17 protein-coding genes and 1 pseudogene are annotated in these 18267 nt (G+C 59.5%); 13 read left to right on the forward strand and 5 right to left on the reverse strand.

The window, feature by feature from the left end:
- Nucleotides 1-56 precede the first annotated feature (56 nt).
- The 9 genes from SPI05_RS06655 to SPI05_RS06695 all read left to right on the forward strand — a co-directional run bounded on the left by SPI05_RS06655 (nucleotide 57) and on the right by SPI05_RS06695 (nucleotide 8662).
- The gene (locus tag SPI05_RS06655) at nucleotides 57-905 is read left to right on the forward strand and encodes a DsbA family protein (RefSeq protein ID WP_321077259.1); all 849 of its coding nucleotides are present in this window, start codon (nucleotides 57-59) and stop codon (nucleotides 903-905) included.
- Nucleotides 906-974: 69 nt separating this feature from the next.
- Nucleotides 975-1907, forward strand: a complete 933-nt coding sequence (locus SPI05_RS06660; protein ID WP_321077260.1) for a cytochrome c biogenesis CcdA family protein — start codon at nucleotides 975-977, stop codon at nucleotides 1905-1907.
- Nucleotides 1908-1948: 41 nt separating this feature from the next.
- A complete protein-coding gene (locus tag SPI05_RS06665) occupies nucleotides 1949-3430 on the forward strand; it encodes a magnesium transporter MgtE N-terminal domain-containing protein (protein ID WP_321077261.1) in 1482 nt (493 codons plus the stop codon).
- Nucleotides 3423-3977, forward strand: coding sequence for a DUF1003 domain-containing protein (locus SPI05_RS06670; RefSeq protein ID WP_295028602.1), 555 nt, complete (start codon nucleotides 3423-3425; stop codon nucleotides 3975-3977). The genes SPI05_RS06665 and SPI05_RS06670 overlap by 8 nt, the downstream gene beginning before the upstream one ends.
- 59 nt (nucleotides 3978-4036) lie before the next feature.
- The gene (gene rlmB / locus SPI05_RS06675; RefSeq protein ID WP_321077316.1) at nucleotides 4037-5014 is read left to right on the forward strand and encodes a 23S rRNA (guanosine(2251)-2'-O)-methyltransferase RlmB; all 978 of its coding nucleotides are present in this window, start codon (nucleotides 4037-4039) and stop codon (nucleotides 5012-5014) included.
- 210 nt (nucleotides 5015-5224) lie between these two features.
- The gene (gene cysS / locus SPI05_RS06680) at nucleotides 5225-6745 is read left to right on the forward strand and encodes a cysteine--tRNA ligase (RefSeq protein WP_321077263.1); all 1521 of its coding nucleotides are present in this window, start codon (nucleotides 5225-5227) and stop codon (nucleotides 6743-6745) included.
- A gap of 22 nt (nucleotides 6746-6767) precedes the next feature.
- A complete protein-coding gene (locus SPI05_RS06685) occupies nucleotides 6768-7526 on the forward strand; it encodes an AzlC family ABC transporter permease (RefSeq protein ID WP_321077264.1) in 759 nt (252 codons plus the stop codon).
- On the forward strand, nucleotides 7523-7846 hold the full coding sequence (locus tag SPI05_RS06690; RefSeq protein ID WP_321077265.1) for an AzlD domain-containing protein: 324 nt from the start codon (nucleotides 7523-7525) through the stop codon (nucleotides 7844-7846). Before SPI05_RS06685 ends, SPI05_RS06690 begins: the two co-directional genes overlap by 4 nt.
- An 81-nt stretch (nucleotides 7847-7927) precedes the next feature.
- Nucleotides 7928-8662 (forward strand): phosphoglyceromutase, encoded by a 735-nt coding sequence (locus SPI05_RS06695; protein ID WP_321077266.1) that lies wholly within the window; start codon nucleotides 7928-7930, stop codon nucleotides 8660-8662.
- Nucleotides 8663-8733: 71 nt separating this feature from the next.
- Here the strand turns inward: SPI05_RS06695 and SPI05_RS06700 are convergent, their stop codons facing one another.
- Nucleotides 8734-8967 carry a hypothetical protein gene (locus SPI05_RS06700; protein WP_321077267.1) on the reverse strand — a complete coding sequence of 78 codons (234 nt, stop codon included), beginning with the start codon at nucleotides 8965-8967 and terminating at the stop codon, nucleotides 8734-8736.
- 140 nt (nucleotides 8968-9107) lie between these two features.
- Between SPI05_RS06700 and SPI05_RS06705 the strand changes: the two genes are divergently transcribed.
- Entirely contained in the window at nucleotides 9108-9590 is a 483-nt protein-coding gene (locus SPI05_RS06705; protein ID WP_282922572.1) for a CarD family transcriptional regulator, read from the forward strand.
- Between the two features lie 118 nt (nucleotides 9591-9708).
- Here the strand turns inward: SPI05_RS06705 and SPI05_RS06710 are convergent, their stop codons facing one another.
- Genes SPI05_RS06710 through SPI05_RS06725 form a run of 4 tightly spaced genes read right to left on the reverse strand, consistent with a single transcriptional unit; the run spans nucleotide 9709 to nucleotide 13818 of the window.
- Complete coding sequence (locus tag SPI05_RS06710; protein WP_321077268.1) at nucleotides 9709-10020, reverse strand: P-II family nitrogen regulator; 312 nt, start codon at nucleotides 10018-10020, stop codon at nucleotides 9709-9711.
- Nucleotides 10017-11651, reverse strand: coding sequence for a DUF1538 domain-containing protein (locus SPI05_RS06715; RefSeq protein WP_321077269.1), 1635 nt, complete (start codon nucleotides 11649-11651; stop codon nucleotides 10017-10019). The genes SPI05_RS06710 and SPI05_RS06715 overlap by 4 nt, the downstream gene beginning before the upstream one ends.
- Nucleotides 11652-12329: a P-II family nitrogen regulator gene (locus SPI05_RS06720; protein ID WP_321077270.1), complete on the reverse strand. Its 678-nt coding sequence runs from the start codon at nucleotides 12327-12329 to the stop codon at nucleotides 11652-11654.
- Nucleotides 12322-13818, reverse strand: coding sequence for a DUF1538 domain-containing protein (locus SPI05_RS06725; RefSeq protein ID WP_321077271.1), 1497 nt, complete (start codon nucleotides 13816-13818; stop codon nucleotides 12322-12324). The genes SPI05_RS06720 and SPI05_RS06725 overlap by 8 nt, the downstream gene beginning before the upstream one ends.
- A 763-nt stretch (nucleotides 13819-14581) precedes the next feature.
- On the opposite strand from SPI05_RS06725, the gene SPI05_RS06730 reads away from it, so the two are divergent.
- From SPI05_RS06730 to SPI05_RS06740, 3 genes and pseudogenes are all read left to right on the forward strand, one after another.
- Nucleotides 14582-15307 (forward strand): 2-C-methyl-D-erythritol 4-phosphate cytidylyltransferase, encoded by a 726-nt coding sequence (locus SPI05_RS06730; RefSeq protein ID WP_321077272.1) that lies wholly within the window; start codon nucleotides 14582-14584, stop codon nucleotides 15305-15307.
- Between the two features lie 663 nt (nucleotides 15308-15970).
- Nucleotides 15971-17546 (forward strand): annotated as a pseudogene (locus SPI05_RS06735) (MFS transporter).
- Entirely contained in the window at nucleotides 17543-18265 is a 723-nt protein-coding gene (locus SPI05_RS06740) for an ABC transporter (protein WP_321077273.1), read from the forward strand. The pseudogene SPI05_RS06735 and the gene SPI05_RS06740 overlap by 4 nt, the downstream one beginning before the upstream one ends.
- The last annotated feature ends 2 nt before the right edge of the window (nucleotides 18266-18267 follow it).

An 18267-nucleotide genomic window follows, 5' to 3' on the forward strand; every position in this document is an offset into this window, starting at 1 on the left:
CATACCGGGCTTCCGCTATGCTTGACTAAAGGAAGTATTTGGAAACATGAGGGACAATGAGCGATAAGGACAAATCTGTGGAACGTAGCGCCGCCAACGTGTGGGCTTTGAAAATTATTGGCGTCCTGGCCATTGTGGTGCTTTTAGTCATCGCGTTTTTTGTGGGGCGAGCCACGGCTCCGGGAGCAAACAACCCGGCAGCCTCCCCCAGCGAACCCGCAACGACAAGCGGCACCGCTGCGGGCGATGGTCAAAAGGCCGTGGCGGACTTTGTGGCGCAAACGGGCTTGGTCCCCGGTCAAGACTTCGCCTCCTCGGTCACTAACGAAGGCGGGCTGGAAGCCATGAAAATCCTGCGGGACGGGGCTGATGAGCCCGGACGCACCCTGGGGAAACCCGATGCCCCGGTGACGCTGACAGTTCTGAGCGATTTTTCCTGCCCTATGTGTACCAGTTGGGGCAACGATACGTTGCCGAAACTACAGAAATATGTCGACGACGGCACCCTCAAAATTCAATGGCACAACATGGTGATATTTGCTGACCAGTATCGTTCCGACGTGGCTGCGCAGGCTTCGATTGCGGCGATGAAACAGGGCAAACTGTGGGATTTCGTGCGGGCCGCTTACGGGACCTCACCCGAAGGTGAACACCCCACTTATGACGAAAACAAGGTCATCCAGATCGCCCAATCCGTTGGCATCACCGACTTGGGACGATTCAAGTCCGATATGAATGCCCCGGAAACCCAAGCTACCGTTTCCGAGGAAACCGATTCGGGACATTCGGTAGGAGTCAACGGCACCCCGTTCTTCGTGCTGGGAGATTCCACGATTTCTGGAGCCTACCCGATTGAGTACTTCGAGCACTCTATCGAGTACCAAAAATTCTTGGCCACAAAGTAGGTCCTGGCAGCTGGCCACGTCATTTTTTAAACTCACTGCGGGAGATAGACCCGCAGGGAAGGAAGCGGAATGGACTCGGTAACCTTCGCGGTGGCGTACGCCGGGGGGATTCTGACCCTGTTTTCACCCTGTTCCGCACTGCTGATTCCGTCATTCTTTTCTTACGCTTTTTCCTCAAAGACGAAACTGGCGTCCCGCACCGCCGTGTTTTTCCTGGGACTCATGGCGGGATTGCTGCCCACCGGGGCCGCTTTCGGCGCCATCGGAGCGGTGCTGAACGCGAAACTGCGCGGTCTGACCGTGTGGGCGGGGCTAATCATCGTCCTGTTCGGGGTGTGGCAGGCCTTAGCACTACCGGTACCTAACTTTGGGAGCCTGCAAAGCCGGTGGCAGCTGTGGAAACAGCGCCGCGCCGCGCAACGCGCCACCCGGCGAGCCCCGGTTTCGGGCGACTCCCCGCGGGATGGGAACACCCCGGTCGAACGTACCTCCCCGGCAGCGATTTTCCTGCTAGGACTGACGTACGGGGTCGCCGCGACCGGCTGCCAAGCCCCGATTTTGGGCTCTATCCTCGCTTTCAGCGTTAGCGGCGGCTCTCCGGTGACCGGATTCTTTACCATGTTTGCGTTCGGCCTGGGGATGTTTACCCCGGTCGCCGTGCTGTCATTCTTGTGGAATCTGATTCCAAATCGGGTGCTGCGCCCTCGCCCCCTCAAGGTTTTGGGTCGGGATTCCACCGTAGGAAACCTGGTTTCCGGACTGTTGATAACCCTGTTGGGACTGATAATGATGCTGTCGGGTCCCGGTGGTCTAGCTACTTCCCTGCTGTCGGCCAGTGCCCAGTCCAATCTGGAGTTCGCGGTGCAACGCACCCTCTCCGGGATTCCCAACTGGCTGTTCTGGCTGCTCGCGGCGCTGCTGACCGCTTTCATAGTGGTCTACCTGTGGGGAAAGCGCCGCCCCCACCCTTCTGAGGACACCGCGCCCGACCCCGCCTCGTGAAGTTTCCCACCGCTACCGGCACAAACAGGTAGGATTTACACGTGAGCAGAGACGAAGTGGAACGCGTCTTCGTGGGACGCCTAGGGGGAACCGCCGTGTTCGATCCCATTGGGGATCCGGTGGGAAAAGTTTATGACGTGGTGGTTTTGCTGCACCGTCGGCCGCCTGTCGCTGTCGGTTTAGTGGTGGAGGTAACGCGCGCTCACCGGGTTTTCGTACCCATCACCCGGGTCACTGCCATCAAATCCGGTGCCGTGATTACGACCGGGCTGGTAAACCTGCGCCGTTTCCAGGCCCGGCCCTTGGAAACCTGCGCGATTCAAGACGTGCTGGATCGGGTTGTGACGCTGAAGGACGGTTCGGGTCAGGCTCAGATTCTGGACTTGGGTATCGAGCGGCAAAAGGACCGGACCTGGGCTGTCACTGAACTTTACGTGGCTCGGTCCCGCCGGGGGCCTTTCCGCACCAGGCTTGGGGAAACCTTGCATGTGGGAATCGAGGAAGTCACCGGTTTGACCGTGGGGGGCGCTGATCAAGCGGCGGATTCCCTGCTGGCCACTTTGGGCGACATGAAACCCGCCGATATGGCTGACGCCCTGCACGATTTGTCCGATTCGCGGATGCTTTCGGTCGCTTCCCAGCTACCCGATAGCCGCCTGGCTGACGTGCTGGAAGAGTTGGAGGAGGACGATCAGGTTAAGATTGTTTCCTCCCTGGATCCGGCGCGAGCCGCCGATGTTTTGGATGTTATGCAGCCTGACGACGCCGCCGACCTGGTGGCTGAACTGCCGCAGGAAGTCGCAGCGAACCTGCTGGAACTGATGGAGCCAGAAGAGGCGAAAGACGTGCGGCGTTTGCTGGCCTACGATGAGGAAACGGCCGGCGGCCTGATGACCACCGAACCGGTGGTGCTGGCTCCTGACGACACGGTCGCCACCATGCTCGCGCACGTGCAGCGCCGAGACATTCCCCCCGCCCTGGCCGCTATCGCGATGATTGCTCGCCCGCCCCTAGAGACCCCCACCGGAAAATTTATCGGGGTCGTTCACCTTCAGCGAGCTTTACGTGAACCGCCCCACATCATGCTGGGAAACATTGTCGACACTGACCTGGAGGCCGTGACCCCGGATCGTTCAGTAGACTACCTGACGCGCACCATGGCGACCTACAACCTGACCGCTATCCCGGTCGTGGGGCCCACCTCCGGTTCCCTGCTGGGTGCTGTCTCGGTCGACGACGTTTTGGACCACCTGCTACCTGACGACTGGCGGTGGGATGACCGCGCCGAAGCCGAACAAGCCGCTATTGCGGAAGCCGAAGCCGCCGCCGGAGACGAGGAAACACAACAAGACACCGCTTCGGCCCTGGCCTCTGATGATGCGGAAGGCGCTCCCGGCGATGAGGACGACGACCCCGCACCTCTCTACCCGATGAGCACCGTCCCGGCGGATTCGGTCCGTCACCCCCAGACACCCCAGGAAACAGGTAAAGAAGCAGGTAAGGAGGTCAGCCCCGATGTCTAAGGGATTGGAGACCCCCACCGAAGGACGCCGCGGAGTATTCGGACGCCGGCGCCGCTCCCAAATCGGCGCCCAGGATCGTTCGCTGTTTACCCGGGTGGCGGAAAGTACCGCCCGGTTCATGGGTACTTCCAAGTTCATTTTGTGGATGACTGTTTTCGTGGCGGTCTGGATTATCGCGAACCTGATATTGACCCAATCCCTCGGGGATAACCCGTGGGATCCCTACCCGTTTATCCTGCTAAACCTGATGTTTTCTACCCAAGCCTCGTACGCTGCGCCGCTCATTATGTTTGCGCAGAACCGGCAGGACGACCGCGACCGGGTCATTGCGGAACAGGACCGCCAGCAGGCCGCCCGGACTTTGGCCGATACCGAATACCTAACCAGGGAAATTGCCGCCCTACGTTTGGCGGTGTCAGAGCTCGCGACCCGCGATTTTGTGCGTTCGGAAATTCGTGACCTGCTCGACGAATTGGAGCAGCGCGCCGCTGACACCTCCGAAGAGTCAGACAACACCCGCTCCGGCTCGGATTCTAACCAGCGCTAACGACCTGCCCGCCCCGGGAACGCCGCGAGTTTGCGCCCGGCAAAATCCTCTTGGGTAAAATGGTCGGCATGAGTCCAAAGAGATCTGCTTCACACGCCCCGAAAGGCAGCGGCGGGGTACGCCGACACCGCTTGAAAGGCAAAGGGCCGACCCCGAAGGCCGTCAATCGCCCTTACCACCAGGCCTATCGCGACCGTCTGGAGGCGGAACGCAAAGCCACCCATACCTCGGGGGTGACCCAGCGGGCGGCGGCGAAAAACAAGTACCGGCCCGCTACTGCTGCTGACAGCGAAATCATTTTCGGACGCAACCCGGTAGTCGAAGCCGCCGCGGCCGGAGTGCCGCTGAAGCGCCTGTTCGTTTCCGCGACGCTCATGAAAGACGAGCGCCTGTCCAAAGTGGTGCAGCGCGGGGCCGCTTCGGGAGCGGAGCTGCGAGAATGCTCCCCCGCAGACCTGGACCGTATCACCGCGGGGGGAACCCATCAGGGAATCGCGGCGGAAATCGCGGCTTACGAATACGCCGAAGTCATGGATTTGTGGGACCGGGCGGTGACTCGGGCCAAATCCGAGCCGAAGCGTCCCCCCTTGTTCATTGTGTTAGACCAGGTCACCGACCCGCACAACCTGGGGGCGACGCTGCGTTCCGCAGCGGCGTTCGGAGCTGACGGGGTCATCATTGGCGAGCATCGTTCGGCTTCCGTCACCGCGGCCGTGTGGAAAGTTTCGGCGGGGGCGGCGGCGATTGTGCCGGTCGCAAAAGCGCGGAACTTGACTCATGCTCTGCAGCAGCTGCAGGCGGAGGGTGCGTTTGCTATCGGCTTGGACGGCGGGGGAGAAGTGGATTTGCCCGCTTTGACACTGGCGGATCAGCCCCTGGTGGTCGTGACCGGCTCCGAAGGCAAAGGGATTTCCCGGCTGGTGCGCGAAACCTGCGATCAGATTGTGTCCATCCCGATTGATAAACGCATGGAATCCCTAAACGCCGCTGTCGCCACCGGCATCGCCCTGTACCAAATCGCCGCCCTGCGCGGCTAGGCGAGCCGACTCTCCCGGGATTCGGGTTTGCCTGACACGAATGACCGATTTCACTGTGCTTCGAGAGAGTCGCGCCAAATCGAAATCGTCACTAACTGTGGTTTTACATCGCACATGCTGGGGCTAATCCAATAATCCGGTTTGAAATCGGTCATTCGTGCATTTGCACGATTACTGCCCCAAGCCGGACCGAGCCAGTAGACTTAGCACATGAAGATTTTTGATTCCGCCACGCATGAAGTCCGCGACTTTGAGCCGGTCACGCCGGGAAAGGTGGGGCTCTATCTGTGCGGGCCGACAGTGCAGGGAGCGCCTCACCTGGGACATTTGCGCGCCGCACTGAACTTTGACGTGCTGGTACGCTGGCTGCGCCGGCAGGGATACGCGGTGACCTACGTGCGCAACGTCACCGATATTGACGACAAGATTTTGACTAAATCAGCCGCTGCCGGGGTGCCGTGGTGGGAGTTAGCGGCCCATTTCGAGCGGGAATTCGACTTTGCTTACCGGGCTTTGAACACCGTGCCCCCGACCGTGACCCCGCACGCTACCGGGCATATTCCCCAACAGATTGCGCTGATTGAGCGCTTGCTCGAGCGCGGTCACGCCTACAGTGACACGAACGGTAACGTGTATTTCTCGGTGACGTCCCTGCCGGACTATGGCGCGCTGACGAACCAGCCGGTCAGCGAACTCGCTTCTACCGAGGACGAATCCCAAATCGACACCGCCACAGAGGCGGGCAAGCGCGACCCTCGTGATTTTGCCTTGTGGAAGGCCGCGAAAGACGACGAACCCGCCGATGCGGCTTGGGACGCGCCCTGGGGACGCGGACGTCCCGGCTGGCACCTGGAATGCTCCGCCATGAGCCAGGCTTACCTGGGCGACACGTTCGACATTCACGGCGGCGGGCTGGATCTGCGCTTTCCTCACCATGAAAACGAGATGGCGCAGTCTCACGGGGCGGGCTGGGGGTTTGCTCGCTACTGGATGCATAACGCCTGGCTGACGCTGAAGGGCGAAAAAATGTCGAAGTCGGTCGGTAACGTGGTCGGGGTGCGCCGCCTGTTAGAGGACTGGGATCCGGCGGTGGTGCGGATGTCCGTGGTCACCACGCACTATCGAACGAATCTGGAATACTCCGAAGATTCCTTGAAACAGGCGGCTTTGTTGTGGGACAAATTCACCAGTTTCCTCCAGCAAGTTCCTCGGTCCGCTTCGGCGGGGGCGGCGGCTGTGGAGGCTTGCAATATCTATGGCGACGTCGAGCCAGACCTTGCTCGGCAACGCGAACTGGCTGCGGTCGAGCTACCCGATGACTTTGTGGCGGCTTTGGACGACGACTTGAATGTTCCCGGCGCCCTCCCGGCACTGCACCGTACCCTAAAATCCGGTAAAACGGCCTTGGCCAGCGGGGACACGCCTGCGGCTCAGCAGGCAGCCCGGCAATTGCGCGCCATGCTGGACGTGTTCGGTTTGGACCCGGCCGACCCGGCTTGGGCCACGCCAGCGCCCGCAACACCGGCGGCCAGTGCCGCCCCCGACACCGCGCAGGCCCCAAACGAAACCCTGGAAGCACTGGTCACCGCCCTTTTGCAGCAGCGCGCTGACGCGAAAGCCCAGCGGGATTGGGACCGTGCCGACGCGATTCGCGACCTGTTGCAAGCCCACGTCGCTCCGGTGGTGGACACCCCCGCTGGGGCTCAGTGCGGCCCGGTCACGTTCGGTTAGCCCCGTAAAGCAGGTCAGACTGTTGAAAACACACGACTTTACCGCGGGAATCAAGGCGGGACTTCCTATCGGGTTGGGATATTTCGCGGTTTCTATCGCCATCGGCATGTATTGGGCGCAAGGCAAACTGCCGCCCCTGTCCTCGGCCATATTATCCCTCACCAATATGTCCTCTACCGGCCAGTTTGCCGGTATCACCATCATTGCGGCCCAGGGCGGCCTGGTGGAGCTGGCCGTAACCACGGCGCTGGTGAACCTGCGCTACCTGCTGATGAGCACCTCCCTGTCCCAGCGCCTGACCAGCACGAATCCTCGCCCGGTCGGCAGTCTCAAACGAATGGTGATGGCTCTGGGGGTCACGGACGAGATTTATGCCATCAACATCGGGCGGGCTCACGTGGGTTTCGCGCATTATCTGGGTTCGATGATTCTGCCGATTCTGGGCTGGGTGTCAGGCACCCTGGTCGGGGCGTTCGTGGGCGAGGCGCTGCCCAAAGCGGTGGAAAACGCGGCGGGAATTTTGCTTTACGCCATGTTTATCGCCATCGTCATGCCCCCGTTTAAACAGTCCGCGCAGGTAAAAATCGTGGTGGCCATCGCGGCGGGGACTTCGGTCGCCCTCGCTTTTGCCCCGGTCGTGTCCCAGCTGTCCTCCGGCTGGCACATCATTATTGCCACCCTGGTGGCCGCGGGGATTGGGGCCACGTTCTTTCCGCATCGTCAGGTGGCAACCGACCCACAACTGTCCGGCGGCGAAGTGGAGAAAGCGGGCGAACTATGAGCTACCTGGCCACAGCTATCCTCGTGACCGCGCTGGTCACATACACTTTGCGCGCCCTGCCGCTGCTGGTGTTACGCCGGGACATCAAATCCCCGTGGATAAATTCTTTCCTGTATTACGTGCCGTGGGCGGTGCTGTCCGCGATGATTATTCCCGCCGCGTTCCTCTCGACCGGTTCCCTGATTTCCGCAGTGTTGGGCATTGGGGTGGCTCTGGTGCTGTCATGGCGAGGTCAGTCGCTGTTCGTTGTGGCTGTCGCCGCGGCACTGACGGTGTGGATTTGTGAGGTCGCACCAGGGTTCTTGCCCGCCCTTTCGTGAACACTCACCAATGGCGTGGCACACCCGAAAACCGGGACCAAAAGCCCTATGACGGGCAAAGGCCTGTGTAAGAATGAAACTATGACGTACAAACTTGTGCTGCTCCGCCATGGCGAGAGCGAATGGAATGCAAAAAACCTGTTCACCGGCTGGGTTGACGTGCCTTTGAGCGAAAAAGGCCGCGCCGAAGCTACCCGTGGCGGCGAACTACTTAAGAAGGAAGGCATCCTGCCTGATGTCCTGCACACCTCCCTGCTGCGCCGCGCGATTATGACCGCCAACCTGGCGTTGGACGCGTGCGACCGGCACTGGATTCCGGTGCGCCGCTCGTGGAGGTTGAACGAACGGCACTACGGCGCCTTGCAGGGCTTGAACAAGAAAGCTATCCGCGACGAATACGGCGAGGATCTGTTCATGCAGTGGCGCCGGTCCTATGATGTGCCGCCGCCCCAGATTGAGCTCGGTTCCGAGTTCAGCCAGGACGCCGATCCGCGTTACGCCGGCGAGCCGATTCCGCGTTCGGAATGTCTCAAGGACGTGCTGGAACGCGCGTTGCCCTACTGGCAAGACGCGGTCATTCCAGACCTTAAGGCCGGCAAGACCGTCATGGTGGCGGCTCACGGCAACTCGCTGCGCGCCATTGTGAAACACCTGGATTCCATCAGCGATGATGAGATTTCAGGTCTGAACATTCCCACCGGAATTCCGCTGTACTACGAGCTGGGTGAGGACTTCAAGCCTGTCGCCCACGGCCGCTACCTGGATCCGGACGCAGCTGCCGACGCCATCAAAGCGGTGGCTAACCAGGGCAAATAGTTCATTTTAAACATGTGTGGGGCGCTTCGGTATACCGAGGCGCCCCATGTAATTGCCTGTCGTTGGGGATTTTAGAACTCGGTGCCGCGCGAAGGCTCCGCCAAAATCCCGTGCCGCCGAACCTGATAGACCGGCGGGTCGAGCAGTTCCGCTTCGACTCCGTGCAAAGCCGCCACATCCGCGGCTTGAGAAGCCACCGCCCGACGTGCCGCCTTGACTGCTTTCCGTTTTACCGGAGCGTTTGTTAGGTCAATACCCTGCTTTTTTTTACGGTCGGACTTCTTTTTTCTTTTCGGTTCAATCATTGTTACCTCGGTAAAAATTCGTGCTACGGGGGGCATTTTTTCGCGCCATTGCGCCAAAAGTGAGCGTAGCTTTAATTGCTCTTTACCACAAAATCGTGATAATATAAGTATATCCACCTCAAAAACGGGAGATTTTCAATATGACATTTAAGGTTGGCGAAACCGTTGTTTATCCCCATCATGGGGCCGCCACGATCGAAGAGATCACAACCCGAGTTATTGGAGGTGTGGAACGCGAATATCTCAAGCTCCGTGTAGCTCAGGGCGACCTCACCATCCAGATTCCGTCTGAGAACGTAGAGATGGTCGGAGTGCGCGACGTGGTTGATGAAGCCGGACTGGAGCACGTCTTTGAAGTGTTGCGCGCCAAGAAGACCGATGAGCCCTCCAACTGGTCGCGCCGTTACAAGGCCAACGTAGAAAAAATCGCTACCGGCGACGTAGTCAAGGTGGCCGAAGTCGTGCGTGACCTGTCCCGCCGTGACTCGAACCGCGGACTGTCCGCCGGCGAAAAGCGGATGCTGACCAAGGCGCGTCAGATTCTGGTTTCCGAGTTGGCCTTGGCTGAGAAAACCAACGAAGAGGACGCTTCGTTGCGCCTAGACGAAGTTCTGGCCTCCTAAGACACCATAACTTTTACAAATAATAGTTGGAGGTTTTCCTCCAACTATTATTTTTTGCCTGTATTATCCCGTTTTGTACGCTTCGGACACTTTGGAAGTTTCGGACGCTTTGCCGGTCCTACTCGGTCGGTTGGTAAAGCCCGCGCACGCGAACCGTGTTTTGCACGAAAACAATGCCGTTCCCGGGCTGGCGCAATTCCAGAGTTTCGTAGATGGTTTCCACTATTTGCGGGGCTTTCGCCCGGTCGGCCAGGATTATCACCAACTCTTTTTCCGGTTCAATCCCCAAACCGAACAGGGTGGCGGTTTCGTGGACTCCAGAGCCGCGCGCATTAATAATCGTCCCGCCGTGCGAGCCGGCCTGCACCGCCGCATCGATGACCTCTTCGGCGTGGCCTTTTTCCACAACGGTCAATATCGCCTGAATCATGAGTTTTCCTTCTTTCCGTGGCCAGTTTCAGCCGGTTGGTGCCCTGCCGAGACGGCAGCAGCGCGGGGGGTAGATTTCGCATCAGCAGAGTGGGTCGAGTTGAGGTTGGTCTCACCAGTCGGGGTGGAGCTCGCCCACGGGTCGCTGTTCCGCAGGTTGGTGCGACGCCGGGCGCGAGCCTGGAACACGATACCGAGCAGCTGCAACACAATCGGGGGCATCAGTGCCACCATGGTGATGAGTCCCAAACCGTCCTCTACCACGTCCGCAGTGGGGGTGCCCGCGGCCGCGCCCTGGGCAAAGGCCAGCACAAACGTGGTCAGCATCGGGCCAGGCGCGACCCCGCCGCCATCAAAAGCCAGCCCGCCAAACAACTCTGAGGACACGAACGTCAGCCCGACCGCCACCAGATATCCCGGCAACAGCATGTGCCACAGCTCTAAACTGGGTATCACCAGGCGCAATGTAGACAACAGAACTGCCGAGCCCACCCCTAGTGCCATCGCCGCCATCACGGCAGAGGCGCGCACCGACCCGGAAGTGACCTCCTGCACCTGCTCGGTCAGGACGTGTACCGCCGGTTCCGCCAGCACCGCCAGGAAACCCAGCGCAAAAGCGATACCCAGCAGCAGCGGCGCGCTGCCGCGCAGCGCCAAGCTCACCCCAATCGTGCGTCCCACGTCCATGAAACCACCGTTTGCGCCGGTCAGGAAGAAAGTCAGACCCAAGAACGCCATGACGATACCCGCGATGACGCTGCGGCGAGCTGACTTGTGCAGCCTGAACACCGTGACGTTTCCAATCAGGAACAGCGCCAGCAGCGGGGCGAGGGCGAGGCTGACGCTGCGGGCTTCCATCGGAAAATGTTTCACCAGTGGTTCAAAGAGGTGGGTCGTGTCCGGAGTCAAGGTCGGTCCGGTGGTCGGCAAGGCACCCAGGTGCAGCAGGATAGACGTGATTTGCAGGGCTAAAATCGCACCCACGCAAGCAATCGCCACCAGCCCGAACGCGTCGGATTCGCTGCGGGCTGAGTCGCGTTTCATCGACGCTACCCCGGTGGCGAAAGCCAGCACGACCGGCACAGTCAGCGGCCCGGTCGTGGCGCCGGACGCGTCGAAAGCAATCGCCAGATACTGCATGGGTGCCACCAGCGCCAACAGCGCCACCAGGCCATAAGACGCCAGCAGCACCCAGCGAAGTTTCCAGCCGCGCAAAATCCGCACCATACCCAAACACAGCAGCACCGCCAACCCTGCGGAAACCACCATAATCAACAGAATCGAGGACACTATCCCGCGGGTCAACATGTTGACCTGCGCCGCATAGATGAGAATATCCGGTTCCGCCATAGTCAACAGGAACCCCAGCACGAACGTGAGCGTCATAACCACCGTAATCCGCCCGGACTTCACCACGGTCGAGGACATAATCCGTCCGATAGGGGCGATACCAACCTCGACCCCCAGCAGGAACAGCGACAGCCCGGCGATAATCGCGATGGCGCCCAGACCGAAACGCGGCAGCAGTACTCCCGGCAGGGGAACGACCGTGAGATGCACCAACACCACAACACCAGCTATGGGAAGGACCGACTTGGTCGTTTCCCACAGCTTTGCGGTTAAGGTATTCATCTACGCTCCCTGGTACAGCCCACTGACAGCGACCACATTTTGGGTGAAAAGAATGCCGTGGTTGGGTTTTTTCAAGTCGAGTCGCTGGTCGATGGCGTCCTCAATCTGAGGGGCGCTCTGAGCGGGGGTCAGCATAAACACAATGTCTTTTTCCGGTTCGATTTCCATGCCCAGCACCAGTTCTATTTGGGCGACCCCCGAGCCGCGCCCGGCAATGATGGTGCCTCCGCGAGCTCCGGCACTTTGCGCAGCCTCAACCACATCCTCGGCCCGGCCGTGCTCGACAATGATGGTGATGAGCTGCCACTGTGCCGATTGCACGGCGTGGTCCGCGGGGGGTTCGGGCCAGCGTTCAATGGCGGACGTTCCCGCGATGCCCTCCATCTCAACCGCAAAAGCAATACCCCGGTTGGGTTTCTCGAAGTGGAAACGTTTTGCCAGCGCCTGCATCGCCGTGCTGGCGGTGGCGGTGTCGGCACCCATGATGAGGACTTCTTTGCGGGAATCCACCACGCCGATAGCGTTGAGCCACTTGTTCTTGATGGTGCCGCGTCCCAGCATCACCGTGGCGCCGCGAATCCCGTGTTTTTTCGCTTCGGCAATAACTTTGGAAGCCATCTGGTGATTGACCACAACGTAGAGCAGCACCGTGTCCTTGTGCCAGTCTTTCTCAAGCATGGGAAACCTTCCTTGTCTTAGAAGAATATATTAGTCCGAGAATTTGAATGGTAATCAGCGGTGTCATGGCGACCGTTGCGATTACCCCTAGTCCGTCCACCACCACGTTTGCTCCCGGTGTCCCGGCCGCCGCTCCTTGGGCAAAAGCCAGCACGAAAGTAGCGGTCATGGGCCCGGACGCCACCCCGCCGGAATCGAAGGCGATGCCGGTAAACAGCGGTGGAGCGTAACGCATCATGATGACAGCTACCACGTATCCCGGCAGCAGGATGTGCCATAGCTCCAGCGTGGGCACGAGGACCCGCGCGGTGGACAGCACGACCGCCACGCCCACCCCTAGTGCCAGCGAAAACATCACCGCTTTGCGGTGCACGGCCCCGGCCGTAACGTCCTCGACCTGGTCCATCAGTACGTAGACTGCCGGTTCGGCCAGAATCGTCACGACCCCCAGCCCGAACGCCACTGCCAGCAGCAGGGCGGGATGCTGGTTAGCGGCCAGCGTTTCACCGATAGTGCGGCCCACATCCATGAAACCCGCGTTGACCCCGGTCAGGAACGTAACCAGGCCGACGTAGGAAAACACCAGGCCCAAGATGATACGACGCAGTTTCTCCGCGGTCAGGGGGAAAAACTTTGCTACAGCTCCTACCACGAAGGCGGTGAGAATCGGAGCCAATCCGAGCGCCACGTCACGAACCTGACGAGGAGCCTCTTGTGCCAGCGCCGCCAACGGGCTGAGATTCAACACTTCCGGAGCGGGAATGTCGCGGGGAATCTCTCCCAGCCGAAAGATGACGGCGGTAACCAGCACCGCCACAATTGCCCCCGCGGAAGTAATTCCCACCAGCCCAAACGCATCAGCTTCACCGCCACGGGAGTCCTTTTTCATCGCGGACACCCCCGCCGCCATCGCCAAGATGAACGGCACGGTCAACGCCCCGGTGGTGGCTCCTGAAGCATCGAAAGAAATCGCGAGGTACTCAGTGGGAGCGAAAAAGCCTAGGACCGCCACCAAAACATAGGCGCCCAGAAGGATGAATTTCAGAGGGATGGAACGGATGATGCGCACCATGCCGATAGTCAGAAACGCCGCTATCCCCAGGCTCACCACCAGCACCAAAAAGAGTTTACCCAGTAACCCGCCAGTGATCAGCTCGACTTGGCCACCGTAAATATGCAGGTCAGGCTCCGCTACCGAAATGAACAGGCCCAACACAAAGGTTGCTGATATCACGACCGAAATCCTGCCGGACCGAGCGATGGCGTGTCCCAGCAGCTGCCCGATGGGGGTCAGGCCAATGTCTACTCCCAGCAGGAAAATCGCCAAACCCACGATAATTGCGAACGTGCCCAAGGCAAAACGCGCCGGCAGCGAGCCTTCCAGAGGAACCAGCGTGAGTGCCAAAACCACGACAATCGCGACAATAGGCGTCACAGAGAACAGCGTCTCTTTCAGCTTTCGCAGCGGTGCAGAATAATCAGCAAGCAAAGTGGCTCCTCACATCGGGGCTTTTTTATGCCAGTTTATCAAGTTGTCCAACCGAAGAGCACCCTGCCGGCCGCGCGAGGTTAGGCGGTGCCAGTATGCCCGCGAGTGCTTGTGGGGTTCGGGCTGGGGTTGATGTTATTTGGTGATTAAATCGGGGTTGCTGGTCTATATGGTCACGTACCCCTGTTTAATCACCGATTTTGATCACAAACTGCCGGGCAGTGAGGTTTGGCGGTGTTCGGGGGGCTCTGAGTCGCAGAAAGACATGGAAAGCTACGCTTTCCGTACCGAGTGAGCCTTGATACGCGAACATGCTCGCGTATCAGGACGAGCAAGCCGGGGGACGCAATCTCGCAGAGATTGCAAGTACCCATATGCGCCTTCGAGGCACTTCACCACCCTCGCGTAAAACCGGCCTGTCTTGCATGAATGACCGATTTCGCTATGCTCAGAGCCTATCGGCAGGAACTAGAATCGCCATAACCTGCAGGTTTAGAAAATAGGGAGTCTATGATGGTCCAGATTCTGGGTTGAAATCGGTCATTCGTGCAACTCTTCCGAAAAACCACGGAGGTTTCACTCCCAAACAGGACAGAAATCCGGGATTAAATGGCCGGGAGAACCAAAAGCTACTCGCTAGGTTGCAGATATAAGGGGAGAATAGCCGGGTAGCTGCCATTATTGGCAGCTACCCGGCTATATTCCCCCTATAATCCACGCACACCCCGAAACCAGGGGAAAATTTTGGGGGTAAATTGACAGGGTGAGACTTTTTGTGGTGCTGACTGCGGCGGGGTCGGGAACTCGGCTCGGCTGCGATATGCCCAAAGCGCTGGTTCTCGTAGCGGACCGCCCATTGCTGGAGTGGGCTTTGCAAGGTCTACCCAGGTGCGATTTTGTGGTTGTCAGCGCCCCGTCAGCGCAGCTAGACCGTTTTAAGTCGGTGGTTTCCAGTGATGGCATCCCCGCTGCGGTTGTCCCCGGCGGCTCTTCGCGACAAGGCTCAGTAGCGGCAGCCATACGGGCACTGGTAAACATGGTTGACCCGGTGCAAGACGATGACTTGGTCCTGGTTCATGACGCGGCCCGACCTTTCGCTCCCTCCGCAGTGTTTGACCGCGTGGTGGCGGCTTTGCAGGACGGTCATCGGGCCGTTGTTCCCGTTCTACCCGTCACCGACACAATCAAGGTCGTAACTCCGCGGACCCATCCCGACGAGCCAGTCGAGATCGTCACCGCCACCCCAAACCGCGCGACGTTGCGGGCTGTCCAAACGCCCCAGGGCTTTTACCTGCACGAGTTGGCTGCACTACACGAGCGGTTTGCCGAGCAATCGCTTACGGAGTCCACGGCATTTTCCGATGATGCAGCACTATACGAAGCCGCGGGCCTGCCAGTCGTGACCGTGGACGGCGATCGCTTAGCCTACAAAATCACCACTCCCGCTGACCTGGCCCTCGCCGAATCCCAGCATTCCCCACATTACTGACGTCCCAGATTTTTCCTGAGCCGCAACAATAACTCACGATTTCTAGACAATAGATACTATTTGCACACCTTGATGTCCCATTGATGGCACACTATGCAGTTCTGAGGGGTAAACAGGATTGTCCGGGGTACCCTCGATATTTTGGTCGTAAGAGGTCCCGTGGTGGAGGGCCTCGAAGGAGCATATGGGTACTTGCAATCTCTGCGAGATTGCGTCCCCTGGCTCGCTCGTCCTGATACGCGAGCAAGCTCGCGTATCAGGACTCACTCGCTGCGGGTGTTCGTAGTTTTTCTTAGCGGCTTGCCCGCTTAGAAAAACAGAACGGGACCCCATTTCTGCGACTGAGAGGCATCCCCCCGACGCCGCACGGACCGACCTAGCGAGCAACAACCCGCTTGAGCGGCGGACCCCTAGATAACACGAGAGAACTTAACAAATCCCTAACTTAAAACCGGTAGGTTAACAGTAAAGTCATCAAAGGGGAGAGACATGCCAAAACCAGGCGGATTCATACAAATACTTACGTGGTGCATGGGGGCGCGATGGCAGCGCGAAGCGCATGAGCCATCGCGGGCCGGGCGCGTAGGCGTCAAAAAACGGTCCGGGGGACCGTTTTAGCCGCAGCTCCACAAACAGAATCCAACCAGCTCACAGGAGAAAACAATGTCAAAACCAGGCGGATTCATACAAATACTTACGTGGTGCATGTGGGACGCCGGCGGCGCCTCTGTCAACGCGGTCGCGACCACTTTCGTGTTCACGGTGTACCTGACCGGGGCCGCTTTTGGCAACCAAACTGCCTCTTCACAAGCCGTTTCAGCCGGCATGACCATCGCGGGGATTATCGTAGCGCTGACTGCCCCCATCACGGGGCAGCGCGCGGATCGGCGCGGCAAAGGGACGTTCTGGCTGGGAGTGTTTTCGGCAATCATCATCGCTTGCCTGGCGGCGATGTTCTTTGTAGCGCCGCACCCGAACTTCCTGTGGCTGGGCGTGGGCCTGCTGGCGTTGATGACCATGTTCTTCGAGTTCGCCACCGTGAACTATTACGCCATGCTGACCCGGATTTCCAACGCCGACAACATCGGAAAAATCAGCGGTATCGGCTGGGCCAGCTGATATTTCGGCGGAATCGTCCTGTTGATGTTCCTGAACTTCGGTTTCATCTCGGAAAATAACTTCACCGGTTTGGATACCTCAAACGGCATGGGGATACGGGTCGCGATGCTGGTCGCGGCCGTGTGGTCGCTGATTTTCTTTGTGCCTGTGCTGTTCACCGTGCGCGGACGAGTTGTACCGGGCAGCGAAAACCTGCCGCACGAGTCTATTTTCACTTCCTACAAAAAGCTGTTCCAAACCATCGCCTGGCTGTTCCGTAACGCCCCGAACGTGTTGTATTTCCTGCTTGCCTCCGCGATTTTCCGCGATGGGCTGTCCGGCGTCTTTACGTTCGGAGGCATCATCGCCGCGGTGACTTTTGGTTTCTCTCCGGGGGAAGTCATTATTTTTGCGGTCGTCGCCAACGTTGCGGCCGGTATCGCCACAACGTTGATGGGTTTCTTTGACGATAAAATCGGCCCCAAGAAAGTCATGATTTTCTCGCTCATCATGCTGGTAGCCTGCTGTTTGGGGGTTTTCGCCCTGCACGCTCAAGGCAAAATCATCATGTGGACGATCGGGCTGTTCATGACGCTGTGGGTCGGCCCAGCCCAGTCGGCTTCCCGTTCTTTCCTGGCGCGGCGCATTCCCGAGGGTCACGAGGGCGAGGTGTTTGGGCTCTACCAGACGACGGGTCGCTCGGTGACGTGGCTGGCTCCCCTGATGTTTACCCTGTTCATCAGCCTGGGCCAGCACTTTACCCCGTTTATTCCGCCCGCTTTGCTGTCCGTGACCACGGGTCCGGGCGGCCCGATGATGGCGATTCACGAGCAGGCTCAATACTGGGGCATCCTCGGGATTGGCTTGGTGCTGCTGGTGGGGTTGCTGCTGTTGCTGCCGGTGCGCGAGAATCACATGGTATTACGGCGGGCTCCCGAGGCCGCACCTAACGTTTCCGCTCCTGCCGACGTTTCGGGCGACCCCACAAGTCCTGAGGGGGACGTTTCCGTGTCCGTTTCGCCCTCCAGGCCCGGCCAGCCCGTCGAGCTCCAGGCGGAAACAGCGACGGAGGACTCTTCACCCGGAACTCCCCCGCCCAGTACGCAACCCCCCCACACAAACCCCCGGAGGTGCCCAATGAAACGCCAGCTTATTTCGATGATTGCCGCGGCCGGCCTGGTGACTTTGAGCCTGACCGGCTGCGCCTCAGATCAAAGTAAAGTCGACGCGAAACCGGCGCCCGGCTCTCCTGACATCGGCGCGACGGCCGCCATTTTTGCCGACCTGAAACTGGCGGGGCACTCGCTCACACCGTTCAACGAGGACGAATCCACTCAGCTGCGCCAACAGGTTGACCTGGCCGGGGATCAGGTGCGCGACCTGAAAAACCCGGCCGGATTGAAGTTTGATCCCGCCGGTTCCGGCTGCCAAGCCATGATGCGCAATTCTTTCAACCTTCCCCTGCTGCATTGGCCCTCCTTGGCGGCCCAAGCGCCTGACGGTAAGGCCGCAGCTCAGGTATTCCTGGCGCCTTCCGAGCAGGACGTGCGGTCGATGATTGATGACCTCAACACCATGATCAGGAACTGCGAGGAAGTAACGGTGAGCGCCCCGACCGGCACCGTTAAGATGACTCTCAAAGCGAACGACCCCGTGGCATCTTGTACGAACGGCTACCGCCAAACCGTGACAAGCAACCAGGTCAGCCAGACTTTGGACGTGTGTTATGTACCGGAGGGCAACGCGGTTTTGGCGCTGTCCCTGGTGGATTCCACGGATACCGCTCAGGGCATGGCACAGGATTTCGCGGATTTCTCGTCGCGTTTCTATACGCGGCTCGCTCCGCTGTACACCGAGTAGTC

Origin of the sequence: Mobiluncus sp., assembly GCF_034180645.1 — a bacterium.
Classification (GTDB): Bacteria; Actinomycetota; Actinomycetes; order Actinomycetales; family Actinomycetaceae; genus Mobiluncus.

Excerpts from the sequence above, each read along its gene's own strand:
- SPI05_RS06740 (WP_321077273.1), top strand. The coding sequence starts at position 17,543 with ATGAAACGCCAGCTTATTTCGATGATTGCCGCGGCCGGCCTGGTGACT.
- rlmB (WP_321077316.1), top strand. The coding sequence starts at position 4,037 with ATGGTCGGCATGAGTCCAAAGAGATCTGCTTCACACGCCCCGAAAGGC.
- SPI05_RS06710 (WP_321077268.1), bottom strand. The coding sequence starts at position 10,020 with ATGATTCAGGCGATATTGACCGTTGTGGAAAAAGGCCACGCCGAAGAG.
- SPI05_RS06670 (WP_295028602.1), top strand. The coding sequence starts at position 3,423 with ATGTCTAAGGGATTGGAGACCCCCACCGAAGGACGCCGCGGAGTATTC.
- SPI05_RS06655 (WP_321077259.1), top strand. The coding sequence starts at position 57 with ATGAGCGATAAGGACAAATCTGTGGAACGTAGCGCCGCCAACGTGTGG.
- SPI05_RS06705 (WP_282922572.1), top strand. The coding sequence starts at position 9,108 with ATGACATTTAAGGTTGGCGAAACCGTTGTTTATCCCCATCATGGGGCC.
- SPI05_RS06695 (WP_321077266.1), top strand. The coding sequence starts at position 7,928 with ATGACGTACAAACTTGTGCTGCTCCGCCATGGCGAGAGCGAATGGAAT.
- SPI05_RS06660 (WP_321077260.1), top strand. The coding sequence starts at position 975 with ATGGACTCGGTAACCTTCGCGGTGGCGTACGCCGGGGGGATTCTGACC.
- SPI05_RS06715 (WP_321077269.1), bottom strand. The coding sequence starts at position 11,651 with ATGAATACCTTAACCGCAAAGCTGTGGGAAACGACCAAGTCGGTCCTT.
- SPI05_RS06700 (WP_321077267.1), bottom strand. The coding sequence starts at position 8,967 with ATGATTGAACCGAAAAGAAAAAAGAAGTCCGACCGTAAAAAAAAGCAG.
- cysS (WP_321077263.1), top strand. The coding sequence starts at position 5,225 with ATGAAGATTTTTGATTCCGCCACGCATGAAGTCCGCGACTTTGAGCCG.
- SPI05_RS06690 (WP_321077265.1), top strand. The coding sequence starts at position 7,523 with ATGAGCTACCTGGCCACAGCTATCCTCGTGACCGCGCTGGTCACATAC.
- SPI05_RS06720 (WP_321077270.1), bottom strand. The coding sequence starts at position 12,329 with ATGCTTGAGAAAGACTGGCACAAGGACACGGTGCTGCTCTACGTTGTG.